General features: G+C 53.1%; 11 protein-coding genes and 1 tRNA gene. 7 read left to right on the top strand and 5 right to left on the bottom strand.

Annotation, left to right across the window (positions count from 1 at the left end):
* Positions 1–8 precede the first annotated feature (8 nt).
* Positions 9–2,102, bottom strand: coding sequence for an EAL domain-containing protein (locus tag SADFL11_RS16215; protein WP_209002630.1), 2,094 nt, complete (start codon positions 2,100–2,102; stop codon positions 9–11).
* A 304-nt stretch (positions 2,103–2,406) separates the two neighbouring features.
* On the opposite strand from SADFL11_RS16215, the gene SADFL11_RS16220 reads away from it, so the two are divergent.
* The gene (locus SADFL11_RS16220; RefSeq protein WP_050776024.1) at positions 2,407–2,823 is read left to right on the top strand and encodes a septal ring lytic transglycosylase RlpA family protein; all 417 of its coding nucleotides are present in this window, start codon (positions 2,407–2,409) and stop codon (positions 2,821–2,823) included.
* Positions 2,824–3,183: 360 nt separating this feature from the next.
* Here SADFL11_RS16220 and SADFL11_RS16225 read toward each other — a convergent pair whose 3' ends face one another.
* Positions 3,184–4,737, bottom strand: a complete 1,554-nt coding sequence (locus tag SADFL11_RS16225) for a cryptochrome/photolyase family protein (RefSeq protein ID WP_008197183.1) — start codon at positions 4,735–4,737, stop codon at positions 3,184–3,186.
* Positions 4,738–4,953: 216 nt separating this feature from the next.
* Between SADFL11_RS16225 and SADFL11_RS16230 the strand changes: the two genes are divergently transcribed.
* Positions 4,954–5,030: transfer RNA gene (locus SADFL11_RS16230), tRNA-Arg, on the top strand.
* Between the two features lie 121 nt (positions 5,031–5,151).
* Here the strand turns inward: SADFL11_RS16230 and SADFL11_RS16235 are convergent.
* Together SADFL11_RS16235 and SADFL11_RS16240 are read right to left on the bottom strand one after the other, a co-directional pair.
* Positions 5,152–6,378, bottom strand: coding sequence for a glycosyltransferase family 2 protein (locus tag SADFL11_RS16235; RefSeq protein ID WP_008193187.1), 1,227 nt, complete (start codon positions 6,376–6,378; stop codon positions 5,152–5,154).
* A 129-nt stretch (positions 6,379–6,507) separates the two neighbouring features.
* Positions 6,508–8,361, bottom strand: coding sequence for a glycoside hydrolase family 9 protein (locus tag SADFL11_RS16240; protein WP_040451290.1), 1,854 nt, complete (start codon positions 8,359–8,361; stop codon positions 6,508–6,510).
* Between the two features lie 978 nt (positions 8,362–9,339).
* On the opposite strand from SADFL11_RS16240, the gene SADFL11_RS16245 reads away from it, so the two are divergent.
* The 5 genes from SADFL11_RS16245 (at position 9,340) to SADFL11_RS16265 (ending at position 16,072) form a co-directional block, all read left to right on the top strand.
* Positions 9,340–10,707 carry an O-antigen ligase family protein gene (locus tag SADFL11_RS16245; RefSeq protein WP_008196766.1) on the top strand — a complete coding sequence of 456 codons (1,368 nt, stop codon included), beginning with the start codon at positions 9,340–9,342 and terminating at the stop codon, positions 10,705–10,707.
* A gap of 255 nt (positions 10,708–10,962) precedes the next feature.
* Entirely contained in the window at positions 10,963–12,192 is a 1,230-nt protein-coding gene (locus SADFL11_RS16250) for a polysaccharide biosynthesis/export family protein (protein WP_081450540.1), read from the top strand.
* A 6-nt stretch (positions 12,193–12,198) separates the two neighbouring features.
* A complete protein-coding gene (locus SADFL11_RS16255; protein ID WP_040451286.1) occupies positions 12,199–13,770 on the top strand; it encodes a Wzz/FepE/Etk N-terminal domain-containing protein in 1,572 nt (523 codons plus the stop codon).
* Complete coding sequence (locus tag SADFL11_RS16260; RefSeq protein ID WP_209002632.1) at positions 13,767–15,098, top strand: glycosyltransferase family 4 protein; 1,332 nt, start codon at positions 13,767–13,769, stop codon at positions 15,096–15,098. Before SADFL11_RS16255 ends, SADFL11_RS16260 begins: the two co-directional genes overlap by 4 nt.
* Positions 15,099–15,142: 44 nt before the next feature.
* Positions 15,143–16,072, top strand: coding sequence for a glycosyltransferase family 8 protein (locus SADFL11_RS16265; protein WP_008195946.1), 930 nt, complete (start codon positions 15,143–15,145; stop codon positions 16,070–16,072).
* 88 nt (positions 16,073–16,160) lie between these two features.
* On the opposite strand, the gene SADFL11_RS16270 is transcribed toward SADFL11_RS16265, so the two are convergent.
* Positions 16,161–16,808, bottom strand: a complete 648-nt coding sequence (locus SADFL11_RS16270) for a class I SAM-dependent methyltransferase (RefSeq protein ID WP_008196646.1) — start codon at positions 16,806–16,808, stop codon at positions 16,161–16,163.
* Positions 16,809–16,874: the final 66 nt, after the last annotated feature.

Below are 16,874 nucleotides of genomic sequence, written 5' to 3' on the forward strand. Positions count from 1 at the left end.
CGCACACATTAAGCGACTTCGGGCCACGGCTCCGGTCGGCCGAAGTAAAAGCCTTGTGCAGCTTCAATATCCAACATTCGGAGGAAGTCCGCTTCTGCTTTGGTCTCGACATGTTTTGCAATCGTCTTCAACCCCAGCTCCCGGGCCGCACCAACCAGCGCCTTTAACAAACTCGCTTTTGCCGGGTTATCCAACGCTTCTTGTGCGACCCCGGCCGCCAGTTTCACCCAGTCGACCCGCAAGCCGGTCAACCGCGACAGCACCGGCCAATGACCGGCAAAATCATCGATCGCAGTCTGGCACCCCAGATCGGAAACAAAATTGATGAAATAGGAAATATCCGCCGGTTCGCGCAGAAAGTCCTTTTCCGAAATCTCAAGGCACAGGCGGCAGGCGAGCAATGGGTTGACTGAAAGCCGTTGATACAAGCTGTCCCGGAACCCTGTATCTCTTGCAGATTCAGCCGACACATTCATTGTCAGTGTCGTTCGGTTTGCAGACCGTTCCGCTGCGTCCAATACCTTGTCCAGGGTCCAACTGTCGACCTGGGCGATAAAGCCGGACCGTTCCGCAGCGCTGATCCAAGCCTTTGACGACAAGCCCTGCGACCGGTCTCCCTGAAGACGCAACAAGATTTCTGCGCCGCACTTTTTGTTACGGCTCAAGCAGATTATTGGCATGGAGTACAACGCCAATTCTCCAGCTTGAAAGCTGCCTGGCTCCGGCATAACGCCAACGCCGTGCCCTGCTGCCGGCCAGTCTTGCGGCCGCACCGTGTGAACCTGTACCGAATGACCACCAAAACGTTTGCCGCGCAGACACGCCCGGTCCGCCAATCCAAGAAGCGCGGCGCCATCACAACCTTCAACCGCAAACCAATCCGCCGCATACGCTACGCCGACCGATCCACCAATGGTAAAGACACGGTCAGACACCTCCAGGCGGATCCTTGCAAAAGCGTCCAGTATTTCCCCGGCAACGGCGATCGCGGCCTCTTTGTTTACAGCAGGAAGCATGCCGGCGAATTCGTCTCCGCCAATCCGGGCGGCCGTCCCAAACTCGCCCAAGGTCAGTGCCAGACTTGACGCAACTCTTTGCAGCATGTCGTCACCGGCATCATGCCCCCCGAGATCGTTGACCTTCTTGAATTCATCAAGGTCGATATAGAACACAGCCAAGCCGCTGCTTTCATCACGCGACAGTCGTTGCAGCTCGGTATCCAGCGCTCTGGTAAACGCCCGCCGGTTTGCCAGACTGGTAAGCGGGTCCTGATAGGCTAGTCTTCGGTTTTCAGCGATTTCGTGGGGGCAATCCACGTTCCTGCGAATAATTGCCATCATACCGGCATCATCACCGCTGGCATCAGCTGGCAGGGGAACAAGCCGAATCTCACACATTTTTCTATCCGCGTCGGTACCCGGCATGGGCCCGTTTTGCGGAATGTAGAGTGTCTGAACGACATCAACCGAACACTCGCTCAACTGAGCGGCAAGGTCTTCTGTGTTATAGCTGCCACCAATCGTCTCCAGTATCCGCGCAGCACGTCCCTCAGCCGTATCCACGGCATCAAAAATCAACACCTCGTCGGGGAAATGCTTCAATGCAACGCCATTGGGCAGGGAGCCCCGCGCCTCCAAACGCGCCAATGACGCCTTTACAGTTTTCAGGTTGTCCGGCTTTTCCCGCTCATCCGCCATATCCTGCTCGAATTGCATGAGCACTGCCGGTTGGTTGTTTGCGAAAGAGACGAAGGATGTGCAGAGGAGCTGACGGCAAAGCACGGTTCCGCAGCGAAATTCCAATGTACCGTTGGACTGGATCGGCACCCCACTCAATGAGGTGGAAAGTGCGGCTTGAACCCGGCTCCATCCATCAGCGGACATCATATCTGTTAAATACTGATAAGGACCTGGATCTGCAGCGGCCCTGCAAAGGTCCAGCAACCGGCTATTTTGTAAAATTATACGGCCATCCAAGCAGACATAGGCGGCAGGGACCGGCATCACTTCGAGTAGATCAGCGTAGAGCGTTGTCTCGTCGAGCTTCTCTGAGGCAGTGGCTTGCATGTGCGAAGCACGCATTAATCCTTGTCTGATCTGCACCAGATCATCCCTCTCAAACAAACAACTGAGGACGCTGAAACTGAAATACTTAGGCGTCGGCTTCGTTAGCCTTAACTAGCATAAGTCTCTGGAGGATTTTCTCGCACTTTCGTTACCCACAGGACTTCGCATTAATATAGTTAATTTGATTTTACTATTTTGATATATATTTTTATTAAAATTTTACTCAATTACCTGTCCAAGTCGTATTTGCCACAGTTTCATCATGCCTTAGCGTTAAGAGTGGCGCCCATGTCGAAACGCGGCGGTACAGACCCGCCTGTTGATTGTGCGGGATCAGTTCATGACTCAACCAACCTTCCTCAAAGCCTGGAGTTCCATTCTTGCAACGCTTGTCCTCAGCAGTGTCGTCTGGGCTGCTCCGGCAAAGGCAGAGGAATCGTTCGTTCAATGCGGCAAGGCCTCTTGGTACAACCTACGGGGCACCACAGCCAGCGGAGAGCAGGCGGACCCGAACAAGCTGGCAGCCGCGCATCCAAGCCTCCCTTTCGGAACACTCGCAACGGTTACCAATCTGAGGAATGGCAAGTCGGTTGTGGTTCGCATCAACGACCGAGGTCCGTTTGTGAAACGCCGCATCATCGACGTGACGCAGGCGGCCGCTCAAAAACTTGGTTTTGTACAACAGGGGATTGCAAAGGTGAAAGTGACCAGCGCCGCACCTTTAGCTGGAAAAAACACTCCGGATAATTGCCAATAATAACTGCGAAATAGCGCGTATTGGCTAATCTAATGACACCTCATTCACGTTTTCGGTGAGCTACAAGGCTTTCATATATTTACATTTTTTTGACTGTTAGATACCATCCATAACGATCAAGAATGAATAACGATCAGTCGCATCTCGGTAAATCAAAAAATAAAATATTTTACGGTAATGACATTACCCCGGTATGCCGCTAGAGTTGCGCCCGTGGTCGATGGGGCCACGTGCACAGTAACTTTTTTCGCGCAGTCTTTAATGGCTGCGCGTTTTTTTTGTTCACGGAAACCGTCCGAGAAATAGCATCTGCGATCAGAGAATTTTTTTACTTAATATTTACCATGTAATTTTTGCGCATTACACCCTTTCTCCAGCATCAAGCTTTGCCAAAAAAGCCTTCGCACTGTCCAAGTATTCCTGCTTCGTATCATCCGGCATCCGCCGCCAGGTCGCATAAGGCTGGCCAAGCCGCGGGTTGGTTCCAAGCTCGTCTGCATGCCGATCAAGGAAGTCCCAGTAGAGTGCGTTAAACGGACAAGCCCCTTCCCCGGTCTTTTTCCGCACGTTGTAGTCACAGTTCTCGCAATAATCGGACATCTTGTTGATGTAATTGCCGCTGGAAATATAGGGCTTTGAGGCGAGCAATCCGCCATCTGCAAACTGGCTCATGCCAAGCGTGTTTGGAAGTTCGACCCACTCATAGGCATCTGCGTAAACGGCCAGATACCACTCGTGGACCTCGACTGGATCGACACCAGCAAGAAGCGCAAAATTACCTGTCACCATCAGCCTTTGAATGTGATGGGCATATGCCTCTTCCAACGTCTGTCCTACGGCTTCTTGAACACATTTCATGGACGTTTCTCCTGTCCAATAAAATGCTGGTAGTGGGCGGCTTCCTTTCAATGCGTTTTCGCGCGCGTAGCCGGGCATTTTCAACCAGTAGATCCCGCGGACATACTCACGCCACCCGAGGATCTGGCGAATGAAGCCTTCAGCTGCGTTCAAAGGGCAATTGTCTGCGTAATATGCCTCTACAACCTTCTCACAAACATTTTTCGGGCTGAGCAACCCGGCATTCAGGTAGGCAGAGATGACTGCGTGATAAAGAAACTTTTCACCTCGCAACATGGCGTCCTGGTAAGTACCGAAGTTCTCCAGGGCTTCATCGAGAAAATGATGAAAGGCGGCTTCTGCCTGTGCGCGGGTAACCGCGAACCAGAAGGGTTCCAGCTGGCCGATGTGGCTCTCAAAGCGCTGTTCGACGAGGTTGAGAACGTCCTGGGTTATCGCATCCGGCTCAAACTGAAGAGGCTCCGGCATGAAGAGATCTTGCTTGGCAGGTTTTCTGTTTTCCGCATCATAGTTCCACTTGCCACCCGCCGGTTTGTCCCCCTCCATCAATAGTCCGGTTGACTTACGCATCTCACGGTAGAAGTTTTCCATGCGCAGCTGCTTGCGGCCGTCCGCCCAGCCTCGAAAGGTACTGGCATCGCAGAAAAAGCGGCTATCAGTTCTTATCTCGACCGGCAGCCCCAGATCGTCTTGCCAATGTCTCATGTTCTCAAGAACGCGCCATTCCCCGGGCTCTGTGACCACAACACGTTCCGGCGTAAGGCGCCTGACCGCCCGTCTCACCTCTCCTTCAAAGGACCCTGAATTGTCGGTATCATCCAATTGTACGTAATTGACTGTCCAACCGGCATCGCGCAGCTCCTGTGCGAAGTGGCGCATGGCGGAGAACAGAAACACAATCTTCTTCTTGTGATGCGGCACATAAGTGGCCTCGGCCATAACCTCTGCCATGAGAATAACATCCGCCTCCGGATCCGCCTGACGCAGACTTGAGATATCGGCGGAGAGCTGATCCCCGAGGATCAGGATAAGGTTGCGGCATGCCTTGGCGCTCATGTGGACTCGCGTCGCTTGTTGATGGTCCCTACCATACGCAGCAAACGCTTGAGCCTATCACCTCGGTCAGGTTTTTCTGCGCAAGGAGACCTGTGCAGCTTTGGGATTGGAGCAGGGAGTGAAGCTGTTGCTTTTTATCAAAAACCCGTTGCCTCTTTTCGCGGTCTCTTGTATCAGAACCTTCTATCCGCCGCGCGTCATACGCGCGCCTGACAAGCACCCGTAGCTCAGCTGGATAGAGCGCTGCCCTCCGAAGGCAGAGGCCAGAGGTTCGAATCCTCTCGGGTGCGCCATCTTTACCGTTCTCATTACTTTGTTAACTTCGGATTCCGGTCGTCATTTTTAAACGATCGTCGGTCATCTAATCCGCTATGGCAATTGAACGTATTCCTTCCGGTAAACAGAGACATAGCCCTAGTTCTCGGAGCTGTCAGCGTCTCGTTCTGTGCGTGCCCAACCGGTCCGTTTTGGTCTGAACACAGCCGCTGGATACTTGGCAATCCGCACAAGCACATGCGCCACAAGTCCCAAGAGGCTTCGTGCGGGGATGACATCCCGGCCATACCCCCACCAAGCCACCAGTGTCGCGATCAAAAAAACCACCATTGTCCCAAAAGCCATTCCAAGGGGAAGAAAAGGCAGTTTCAAAAGGGCCGTCAGGATCAAAGAGCTCACGACCGCAACACCTTGCAGGATGATGAGGATCGTTAAGGGGGGAACAAGAACGCTCACTACCAGCGCAGCGGCAGACCACTTGCGTTGAGCAAGGTGTTTCGGCAAACGCAACAGAGCCACCCACATGAGCGAAAGATGCCCGCGAACCCACCTTGATCGCTGCGTCGCAGCGCCATCAACCGATTGTGGCAGCGGGCTGAGGATGATCGCATCATCGCAGAAAATCGGAGAAACGCCCTGCAATGCCATATCCAGCCCCAGTTTCATGTCTTCCACCAGATGCCCATGCGCCAGATCAGCCTTTGCAAGAACGTCCCAGGGAAACGCCATGCCACTGCCGGTCAGGAGCGATGGACCGCCCAAATTGAAGACGCCGAGCAGACGGACCCAATTTTTAAGACGGAAGGTAAAGACCGAGACTTTCTGCGCAATCGTGTCTTCAGACTGCGTCATCAGATACCGCGCCTGGACAGGACGCCCCAAATGGCCCGCCACCTGCCGGGTCCTGTCCAACGCCGAGGCTTCGGGTACGCAGTCGGCATCCAAAATCACCACGCAGCCGGGCGGGTTTTGCTCAAGATGGCGAACACCAAAATCAAGTGCGTATCCCTTTCCCCGGTGATCCGGATCATTTCGCTCGATCACATCGGCCCCGTTCCGGCGCGCAACCGAAGCGGTGTTGTCGGTGCAGTTGTCGGCAACAACCAGGATCCGATCAAACGGATAAAGCCCCTTCTGGCTTGCTTTCAAGGTCTCCGCCAACCCCGCTTCCTCATTGTGTGCCGGTATGAGGACAACCATCGGGACGCGCTCTTCTGAACACTGTATTTGCCGTTTTGGCAAAAAAGCGGCTGCAAGAACTTCAATGCAGTAGACAACTGTCAAGACAAGGGTGATCGACACCCAAACCAAAAGCCCGGTGTAGGTGGCTGCTTCCAACAGAGCTATTGTATCGGTTGCCGGCATTCAGCAGGCTCCTGCAAAATTAGCGGATGAAAAGATGTAAACTCCAGTGACTGGAAGTCACCACAAGGCATCTGCACTGTCATAAGCGCTGGCAGTCATCCTGTCTTGCCTTTGATCGGGCCGATTTGCCTAATCTGCATCGACGTGCCCATCGAGATAGATAGCCAGTGCAGCGACCGGACCGATCGTCTGATGCACTGTGTATTCCTGCTGAATGATCACATCTGGAAACTCGATCAGGTTCTCAAAATACGGAATTGCAAACCGCGACGGCTCAACCTTTGTGTTTTGGGACTGAGACGTCAGTCCAACCTCCGCAAGCGGAGACCACGGTGGCCCGAAGATCCACCCATAGGCAAAAGCATTTGCCGGAGCCCAGCCGTAGATAATGATCCCCAGTGGGGCTTGAACGCCCATCGCACGATGGTCTTCATGAAGTGGATGCAGTATTTGCCGTGCCCCCACTCCGGTCATAAGGCTCATCCCAGTCTGATTGGCACCAAGCAGACCATTCAGAGTATCGAGCACAAGCCCAATTATGGCGTTGTCACCTGTCAACATGTGCGTTCGCATAGCCAACTGCGCTATTCCAGAATCTGGCGGACCGCCTTGTCCCCAGCCCGCGGGGGCGTAGGGGTGTTTCATGCTGGGATAGGTGTTCGTCTCCTGGGCTTCGAGCAGAAGCGCCGTTTCTGATTTGAAGAGACTTTCCAGAGTTTTGCGAATGCCTGAGTCTGTTTTCGAACTGGTGATGTAATCCCATGCGGCATCGCTCTTTTCCAGATACAAGTCCCAATTTTCCCTCAGCCGTTCTTCTGCGGCTGTTCGAAATCTCAGCTCTCCAGTTGTGCGGTAGAGGGAACTGGCAGCAACAACGCGGAGCGTTTCTGCCTCCTCCTTCAGCTTCAAGCGTATTTCGGGCCAGCCTTCAGAGTTTGAATAGCCCCCTGCAACCAAACCTGCGACCGCATCAGTGTAAAAGGCATCAATGTCGGACAACCCAGCCTCGGCCGCGTCCCAGGCCCTAAAAGCACTGCCAAGATAGACAGCCGCGAGATCTGGTTTTCCGTATGTTTCCAAATGCCGTGCAAGGCTTCCTGCGATTGCCGCGTAAGTGTAGGTGCTGCTGATGTCAGGTGCATATGTGAAAACAGGAAGGGTCTCCAGGAAACTTGCGGTGCCCAACATTGGATGCCCAGCGCTTTCAATGCCGCCCCGGACTGTTCCATCAGGGCCTTGCAGTCTTCGGAAGAAGTCGATCGTCCAAATGGCTTCATGGAGGAGGTCCGGTAGATCATCGGTGCCGGCATAAAGCTCTGGATCCAAAAACTCTGAGGATTTCGGAATGCCATAGGATGTCCTCAGACGGTCCGCAGGCAGATAGTCGAGAAGATCAAGAAACAGGCGGGACACTCGAAGATGCGCGATATGGCGATCCCAATCACCGGCATCCATGTAGCCGCCCCAATAGTCGGCCCCGGCCGATTTTCCATTGTGCCAAGTGCTGGTGACCGCATGCTCAAACGGCACAAGCCCCAATTGGCCATGGCTGGAGAACGACAGGGGCAAGATGCTTTCGGCGATTTCCACATTGAGACCTGGAACGAAGGCAGCCGGTCGCTCAAATCCAAACCGCCCATCCAGCACGATCCCGCTGCGATGATTGTAAAGCCCTCCAAGTGCTGATCTGCCAATGTCTTTCCAGTGATCTGAAGACACTTGGAACACATCGGACACGCCGAGCCCGTCCACACGAATCCGGTAGCTCCCGTCCCGCTTCGGGACCCAGTCGCTGTAATCCATCTCAAAGACGTATGTGCCGGCCCGATTAGCCGAAAAAGCGCGCCGTGCGGTAGCACCTGGGGCCACTGTTGCTGGCAGCGCAGACTGACTGTCGAGAATTTCGATCGTCTCCAAGGAAACCGCACCGACTGTGGCGAACACTGCGGCAGCATCTTCGGCGCCGGACAGCCTCTGAAGCACGATACGCTCGCCAGTTTGAAATTGATGTCCTGGCACAGTGATTGACGCAGCCCCGGATGTCTCGATCCCGGTTACGGGTACTGGAGTAATCGATCAGCGATGACCCCAGTCCATTCCACGGTTCTTTCGCGTCCGGCAACGACTTGAGTGTTGTTTCGGCGGAATACACAACGGAGCCGGCATCATCCAGAATTGAGAACCGGTCCAGACCGTAACTACGGAAATCAATCGCGCCGCCATTCGGACCTCCTGGACCCCACAGAGCAAGATACGCTTTTTTTGAGTGATCTTCCGGCGCGTGTCCTGCCTGTGTGGACCGGATACCAAGTGCACGTGTTTTTGATGGGTCATAGGTGAACGTGGTCTCGGGAAACAGGTCACCGGGCCAGCTGAGGCTGTGTAACCCTGGCTCCAAAGAACGGTTCAACTTCAGAAACACCTGGTGTTTCATCGCTGCTGCGGTCTGGCTGCGACCGGAGGATGACCGATAGAAGCCGGAATCGTACGGGAAAGATTTCCGATAGACAGACCTGATAGCTTGTCGGCCGTTCAATAGGTACTCGTCAGCACGATCTACAACTTCTCGGTCGAGCAACTCCGCCGGAGGCGCGTCGGCCAACCTGAGATGGCGCCGCTCGGGACCAATCACCATCCCCCACGTGTCGCCATACGCAATCCAGGTCCCGACCGGTTGGGGGAGCGAACCGTCAAGCTCAATGATTTCACCACGTCTGAAATTGGGGTCTTTGATCTCAACACTGATCATGTCGGGCGTTGCAATCGTGACTTCCGCGATACGTAGATCTTTCGCAGAAGTAGATTCTACGGCCAGTAGAAGCCAGACAATTCCCAGCCATAGTCTCAGACGAAAAACCGGGAGCACATCATCCATTAACAGAATCTCGTTATTTCAAAGCGGGGTTCAGATAGTATCAGCTAAAATGACAAAAAAAGCCTGAATTAGGGTCGGTACGAATAGTGAAGATTGCATTCGTTCTTATCGTTTTATGCTGCACGCTGCCGCTTGCGCTCCTGGTGCGGCGGTACGAGACCCTTACGCGCATCTTCTGGATTTCCTTTGGCGCTGCAGCCTTTTTCATGACCAGCATACCGCTACTTGACATCGGCGTTGTTAACGCTCCCGATGGTTGGGTAGGTTTTGTCTACGGCATCGAGATATCTATCGTCGATTATCTTGCTGTAGTGGCGTTCTTCATCCTGCCACGCCACAGAACCTCTTGGCTGCTGTTCTTACCATTCGTTGTCTTCACGGCCGTCGCAGCCACATCAATCCCAAACGCCGCAAACCCGACAGTTGCGTCCTTCGGGGTCTGGCAGTTTGCCAAAATGGCATTTGTTGCAGCAATCGTTGCCCGTGCCTGCGCGTTTGAAGAGGTGCCCTACCTGCTCCTACGCGGCATGGCCCTCGGCATTATGGCCCAATTGGTTGCGTCCCTGTGGCAACGGTTTGGCTTGGGCTACGCCCAGGCTCCGGGCTTGTTCCTGCACCAAAATACCCTTGGCATGATCGCTCATTTTGTCCTTTACCCGTTTCTATTCATGCTCCTCACCCAAAGTCGGGGAACGATCTGGAACGGCCTGGTTATTCTCACCGTCTTGTGCTGCATGCTGCTCACCGCTTCCCGCGGAGCAGTCGGGTTCACGGTGATCGGCATAGGCCTCACTTTTGTGCTCGTTGCGCTTACAGGTCTCACCAACCGTATCATGGCGGCCGCCGCCCTCGCAGGGATCGCGGCTCTGGCGCTTGCACCGGCGACCTATCTTGTTTTCGAAAAGAGATTTGAACAATCTGCTCTCAGTGAAGATGTTTATGACGAGCGCGCAGCGTTCAACAGGGCCGCAGACCTCATCAGAGACGATTTCCCTACAGGCGTCGGCTTCAATCACTATACCCATACGCTAAAGCGGTATAACTATTCCCAGCTTGCCGGCGTTCATCAAAACGAAGGCAACATCAACAACATCGTCCATGACGTTTACAGGTTGATCGGTGTAGAAACCGGTCGGGCGGGCCTGATTTCCTTTTACGCTTTGCTTGCAGTGCCATTGGTTTCCGCATTTTTTGTTGGTTGGCGCCGCCGCTCGATGCCCGATGGCGGATTACTTCTGGGGTTCGGAACGGCAATGCTCATCGCCTACCTCCATTCTCTGTTTGAATGGATTTTCCTGATCAAGCAGGTACAGATCGTGTTTGCCATCGTGGTTGGAATGACGTTTGGCATTGCAAGCCGTCGATACGCTGATGAGCCGTCTATTCATCACAGTGTTGCAAGCGAAAATACAGTCGGCACCCTCACGTTCAAAGCGGGGGCTTTGAGCAAATAGGCGCGGCCACAATTGGTACTGGGTTGGGCGAACGGGTGTATAGGTTTCCGTAACCATAGAAACCGATATACTGTCACAATTTTCAATGGTCAGATTTCATTTGGCCCGTTTTTACAAATTTGAACTAAATCTGTCACTCAGAGTGCTACGATCATACCAAAAGTACATGTGGTGGAGTAGGAATTGGGGTTTAATCCGGACACAACAGCACGGCGATATCCGTTGAGGATAATCGGTCTTCTATTAGTGCTGTTTATGGCGCTACCGATGTTCATCCTGGGCGGATCGATCCCGACTAAGGCTGACGAATACCGCCTCGGTATCCAAGACCGTCTGCGCATCTATGTGGCGGAATGGCCAGCTCTCTCCAATGAATTTGAGGTTGGCGCGTCCGGTAGCGTGGTGCTTCCCATTGTGGGTGAGGTAAACGCTGCAGGCCTTGCTCCCAGGGAGTTGGCACTCGAAATCGCCGAGCGCCTCCAAGAGCAAGCCAAACTTCGGTCACTCCCAAATGTGGCCGTCGACATTTCCGCCTACCGGCCGTTTTATATTCTTGGAGCGGTCACATCGCCGGGCGAGTACGCGTATCGGCCTGGAATGCTGGTGCTCAACGCTTTGAGCATTGCCGGTGGCGTATATCGTCCGCCCAGCCAGTCGGAGTGGGGCCTCGAAAGCTCTGCCATCAATACACTAGGTGAACTGCGAACCCTTAGAAGCGAGGCGGCCGATCTGGAAGCGGAAAGGGTCCGTTACGAGGCTCAGGCAAAAGGCGAAACCGTGTTTCCGCCACTGCCAGAAGACGCGCCGCCAAATCTTACTCGGGCGCTCGCCGAGCAAGCTCAGCTGTTTAGAGCTTCCCTGCAGCGTTTTAAGAATGAAAAGAAATCACTGACAGCGGCAATTACCCTCTTTGAAGGCCAGATCACCCTGTTAAATCAGCAGCTGGAAGATGCCAAACTTAAACTGGATTCCTTTCAGACTGAGCTGGAAAAAATCCAGGATCTGATCAAACAGGGCTACGGTTCACCCCGTTTGCTGCCGCTCAATCGCGAAATAGCAGACGGTCAGCTGGAGAGAAAGCGGCTTGAAGTAGAGCTCCTTCGCGCAGAACAAGAACTCGAAGCCGCGCGCATCGAGCTTCGGGATCATGAAGCGAACTATCTCGACGACGCGGAAACGCAACTTGTCCGGATAAGGTCCGAGTTGCGCGCCAATCAAGAGCGGATCAAGACACGGGAAAGCCTGGTGAATTCCGCGAGCGGCTTCACAGACCGCCAGCGGCCAAGTAGTGAGATCAGTTTGCCCCAAAGCCTCACTTTCACGATCATTCGGACGGTCGACGGTGAGGTTCAAACACGGAACGCTGAGGAAACGACAAGCGTCAACCCCGGCGACATCGTGAAGGTCGCACGCTTTGGAGACGACGACCTGTCCGGAGCCATACCTCAGAGAGTGTCATCTGGCAGCCTTCGGCTTGGAGAATAAGACAAAGTGGACGTTTCTTCTCTTCCAAAAACAGCCGTCAGTTCGCTGCCAGTGTCAAACGGGTCGACGTATGACTGGCAGTGGATGGCACGCGCTTTGATCGAGCGTTTATGGGTTGTCTTTCTCATCCCGGCAATTTTCGGCGTGCTGGCAGTCACTTATGTGCTTGTCAGGCCTGCAACGTTTCAAGCAACCGCGACACTTGATGTCGTGAACTTGCGCCTTCTACCCGGCGGTGGTTCCGGGGTGTTTCTGCCCGAAGCGCAAGCCTTGCCGACGTTTCTCGATACCCAGCAACAGATCATCGGGTCCACCTCGATCATCATAGCTGCAATCGAGACGCTGGAAGGTACAGCGGCAGACAATGAAGCCGACGACGTGAAAACCGTCTCGGATATTGAGGAACTGGAAGCCTTCCGGCAAAGGCTGATTGTTTCCCGCATCGGGCAAAGCAACCTCATAAACATCAGCTTCCTGGCCGACGATCCGCAAACGTCAGCAAACACTGTAAATGCAGTCGTTGATGCGTATCTGGCAAAACTGGAGCGGGACCGATTGGAAACCGCGGAAGCGGCAAGCGGCTGGCTTCAGGGACAACTTCGCTCTGTCGGACCAAGGGCGACGGTAGTGTCGGCGGCCTACCCGCCCATTCACAAGAGCAACACCCGAGGACTGCTCATCATTGCCGTCGCTGGTGTAATTGGTGGATTCATCGGTCTGTTTGCCGCCCTGATCTTGTCTTTGTTCGACACGCGCATCCGAAACCCGGAGCAACTCACCAACGTCATTGGACAGCCTTGCCTTGGAGTAGGCAAAACCAATTACCGCGCGAAAAAGAAGGCTGGAACTGCGGACACTAAAAAGGAACTCCCATCGACGTCTGCCAAAGTGGCGGTTGATGACTCAGCCTTGTTTAATGTTGCGTCGTTGATACAAAGTTCGACCTCTGAAACTGGCAGCCGAATGCGCTACGTCGGGGTGACCTCACTGCAAAAAGAAAACTGCAGCGCTTTAGTCTCCGAACAATTGGCTCGCCTCATTTCAACACCCGATCACAAAGTGCTTCTGGTCGACGCAAACGCATATGGCAGTGCCGCCTTGTCCGAAAACCGTGTCACCGATGGCGAACGTGGTCTGATCGATATCATTATGGACGAAGGCGAGTTGTCCGAAAAAGCCGTGAAACGGGAACCTGACACTGGTCTCTCGACCATTTCCATTGGCACAGTTAAAAACTCTCAACGGGCTGGGCAGTTGATCTGGTCAGACAAGTTGCGGGAATTGAAGCCTTCATTCCGGCAATATGATTTAGTGATTTTCAATTTGCCACCACTGTTTGCATCAACGGATGTAGGCGCAGCGTCGAAGTACCTTGATTCAATCATTTTCGTCGCAGAATGGGCAAAGACATCACAAACGGATCTGGCGACCGCGCTTGCACTGAACCCTTCAATTCATAAGAAAATCATTGGCTCCGTACTGATAAATGCGAAAGAGAACCCATTGATCTTTTTGTTTTCTCCGGTCGCTAACTTCTTACGGAAACAAAGGACTTTTCTATCCGGTGCCACCAAGTGACAGCGCAATCGACGCATTCCCCCATGCCGGACAACGGTGCCATCGGTTACATCCTAAACACATATCCGGTTCCAAGTGCGACATTCATCCGGCGGGAGATACACGCACTTGAAGATATTGGGTTCAAGGTTACACCGTTTGCCTGCCGGCGATTTGCCGGTGACCTTGTTGATCCGAAGGACCGGATCGAGGCTGCAAGAACTGAGTATTTGCTGGACGGAAAACTTGCAGACCTACTTCTGGCATCCATCCGCGAGCTTTTGACAAACATCACTGGCGTTTGGCGTACCCTGCCAATTTGGAAACAGCTGCTCTCGAATGCCGGCGGCGGCTTCGTCCGGCATGTCGCTTACTTGATGCAAGCCGCGAGCCTTCGCCAAAAGGCGAGCCGGGCAGGAATCCGGCATCTTCATGCACATTTCGGGACCAACGCCACCGCAATTGCGATGCTGGCGCATTCCCTGGGAGGACCAAACTACAGCTTCACAGCGCATGGCCCGAATGAGTTTGAAAACCCGGCAGCTCAGAGTTTCGCGTTGAAGATCCAGAATGCGACCTTCGTGTTGGCCATATCGGATTACTGCAAGAACCTGCTTACCAGCTTCACCCAAGGGGCTGAGGACATTGAAAAGATTCACATCGCGCGCTGCGGGATAGAACTGGCCGATTATAGCCCGCAGCCGCCCGTCAGCGCCACAAACAACACGTTTGTCTGTGTTGGACGGCTGTGTCCGGAGAAGGGCCAAGTCCATATTCCGGCCGCCGTTTCTGCTCTGAAAGCGGACTTTCCCGATATCAAAGTCATCCTGGTTGGCGACGGAGAAAGCCGCGCGGATGTGGAGGCTGCGATCAAAAAACATGCAGTCGAGGACTATGTAATCCTGCACGGATGGGGTTCAAATTCGGAAGTCCAGGACTTCATAAAGTCGTCACGCGCCCTTGTTCTCCCGAGCTATGCAGAAGGACTTCCAATCGTCCTGATGGAATCCCTCGCCCTGGCGCGGCCCGTGATTACCACAACCATTGCCGGCATCCCTGAGCTGGTCGATGTTTCATGCGGCTGGCTCGTTCCACCGGGCGATGTGGGCGCTTTGACCGAGGCACTTCGAAGCGCACTTTCAAAGCAACCGGCAGAACTCAAAAGGATGGGTGAGGCTGGGCGCGAGCGGGTCGCGGCCATGCATGACATTCGAAACCTCGCACGCGCCTTCGATGATCAAATTGCCAGAACAACGAGCCAAGGAAGTCGCCAGCAGCAAGCCGATGCCGAAACTGTCAGCTCTCATAGAGGCGCAGATCCCGCGTTCGATACCCGGCGCGTTGAATAGGCCATACCGCAATCAACACGCAGCAAGTTTTGAAGGAGACACAATTGTACGCAAACATTGCAGCATGCGCCGATACAAAGGTCCTTCCAGGCTTGGCCGTTACTATTCGCTCGTCGTTGGAGCACTCAAGTATACCTTGCCGTATCCATGTTTTAGCTGATCGGCTCTCAGAACAAGATAAACATAAGTTATCTAATTCCTGGAAACCTCATCCGATGTGCCAGGACGTAGTATTTTATGACATAGATTATCAGAATATCTCTAAGTTCCGCTCAACTATGTATCTAAAGTCAAAATCCGCCTATTCGCGTTATTTTATTTCTGACTTTTTGGGAGAAGAATCAAAATGCATCTATCTTGATTGTGATCTATTGGTGCTCCGCGATTTAGCTGAATTAAACACAGCCAAAATGCACGGAAAAACAATAGGTTCTGTTCGTGATATTTCCGTAAGGACTGCTGATCCTCACCTCTTTATTGGTGAACGGCTTCAGCTCACTAACCCATACGACTACTTTAACAGCGGTGTTTTAATAATCGATCTTGATCGCTGGCGGAAACTCGATGCTAGAAACCATTTGATCGATCTGACGCTGGAACGTGCTGACACTTTTCATTCGCAAGATCAGGACGCTTTAAACGTTTTTTTCGACGGCGATACAGAATTTCTGGATCCTGTCTGGAACACGTCACAATACGAACGGCCGGATACCGCGGAGAACCGCATCATACACTTGATTGGAACGGTGAAGCCTTGGCACGCGAGATACAAAGAAAAATTGAGCGACTCTTATCATCGAACCGAGATCTGGGACCGCTTTTATGGTGTGTTGGATCGCACAGCCTACGCTGGCAATCGGCCCTGGGATCCAGCCGGATTGGGTGTTGTAAAGGAAACTATTGAAAGCAAAATTCCGAAAATGGATATGGTTACTGGCAAGATCAGACGGACACTCCAGAAGTTTCTGAACTGATCAGATTAAAGGGTTAAGCGCCTCGGCAATTGTCAAAGAGGTCTCAGCACGACCAGCATCAATGAACCATTTCGTTTGTTATGGACCGTCATGGCGCTAAACTACGAAACGCACTGTAGCTTTTGATGAACCCAAATTTCCGCTCAGTCCATATCGCAGAATCTGGGAAGAGTGCTAGCATCTCCCCCCGCAAAACAACCGTGGTGCCCAACATCATATTCGTCCAGGCCGGCAAGCTTTTGCGCCAACGATTCATGAAAAAACGGCGTACGGCTTCAGGGTAAAACCACCAAAAGAACATGTGACAATGCGCTTCCATAGGAAACCAGATTGAAGGTGTCTGCACCCAATACCTGGGCGCCAGGCGCCGGATTTCTCTGGCCATCTCGGAACGTCTTGTCTTGTCTCCGACATGTTCAATAACGCTATTGGAAAAAACGATATCGAAGCTGTTGTCTGCAGCAAATTCGACGTTGCATGCATCCCCCTCAACCAGAGTGATGCGATGATGGGACTGTGGCACGGTGCGCGGATTATATCCTGGGAGGTTTAAGATCGTTATGTCCAACGGTATAGGGCAATTCTCCCAAAACTCAGGCACACCGCCTAAATCCAGTACGCGTTCTCCATTTCGTATTCCCAAGTGACCGATAAAAGCCTGCATCCGGTAATTGCGCGTCTGTTTTGTGAACTTTTTTTTCAATGGTTCGGTAATGCGCGACGTCACAAAATGCATATCCCAATACCTCTACAGACCAACATTTGCATGAAAACCAAAAGACAAATTTCGCCGTTAGATTAA

It is taken from the genome of Roseibium alexandrii DFL-11, from assembly GCF_000158095.2.
GTDB lineage: Bacteria > Pseudomonadota > Alphaproteobacteria > Rhizobiales > Stappiaceae > Roseibium > Roseibium alexandrii.

What these genes read in the sequence shown, in the direction of transcription:
- SADFL11_RS16220 (WP_050776024.1), top strand. Translation starts at nt 2,407, where the DNA reads ATGACTCAACCAACCTTCCTCAAAGCCTGGAGTTCCATTCTTGCAACG.
- SADFL11_RS16225 (WP_008197183.1), bottom strand. Translation starts at nt 4,737, where the DNA reads ATGAGCGCCAAGGCATGCCGCAACCTTATCCTGATCCTCGGGGATCAG.
- SADFL11_RS16235 (WP_008193187.1), bottom strand. Translation starts at nt 6,378, where the DNA reads ATGCCGGCAACCGATACAATAGCTCTGTTGGAAGCAGCCACCTACACC.
- SADFL11_RS16250 (WP_081450540.1), top strand. Translation starts at nt 10,963, where the DNA reads ATGGCGCTACCGATGTTCATCCTGGGCGGATCGATCCCGACTAAGGCT.
- SADFL11_RS16270 (WP_008196646.1), bottom strand. Translation starts at nt 16,808, where the DNA reads ATGCATTTTGTGACGTCGCGCATTACCGAACCATTGAAAAAAAAGTTC.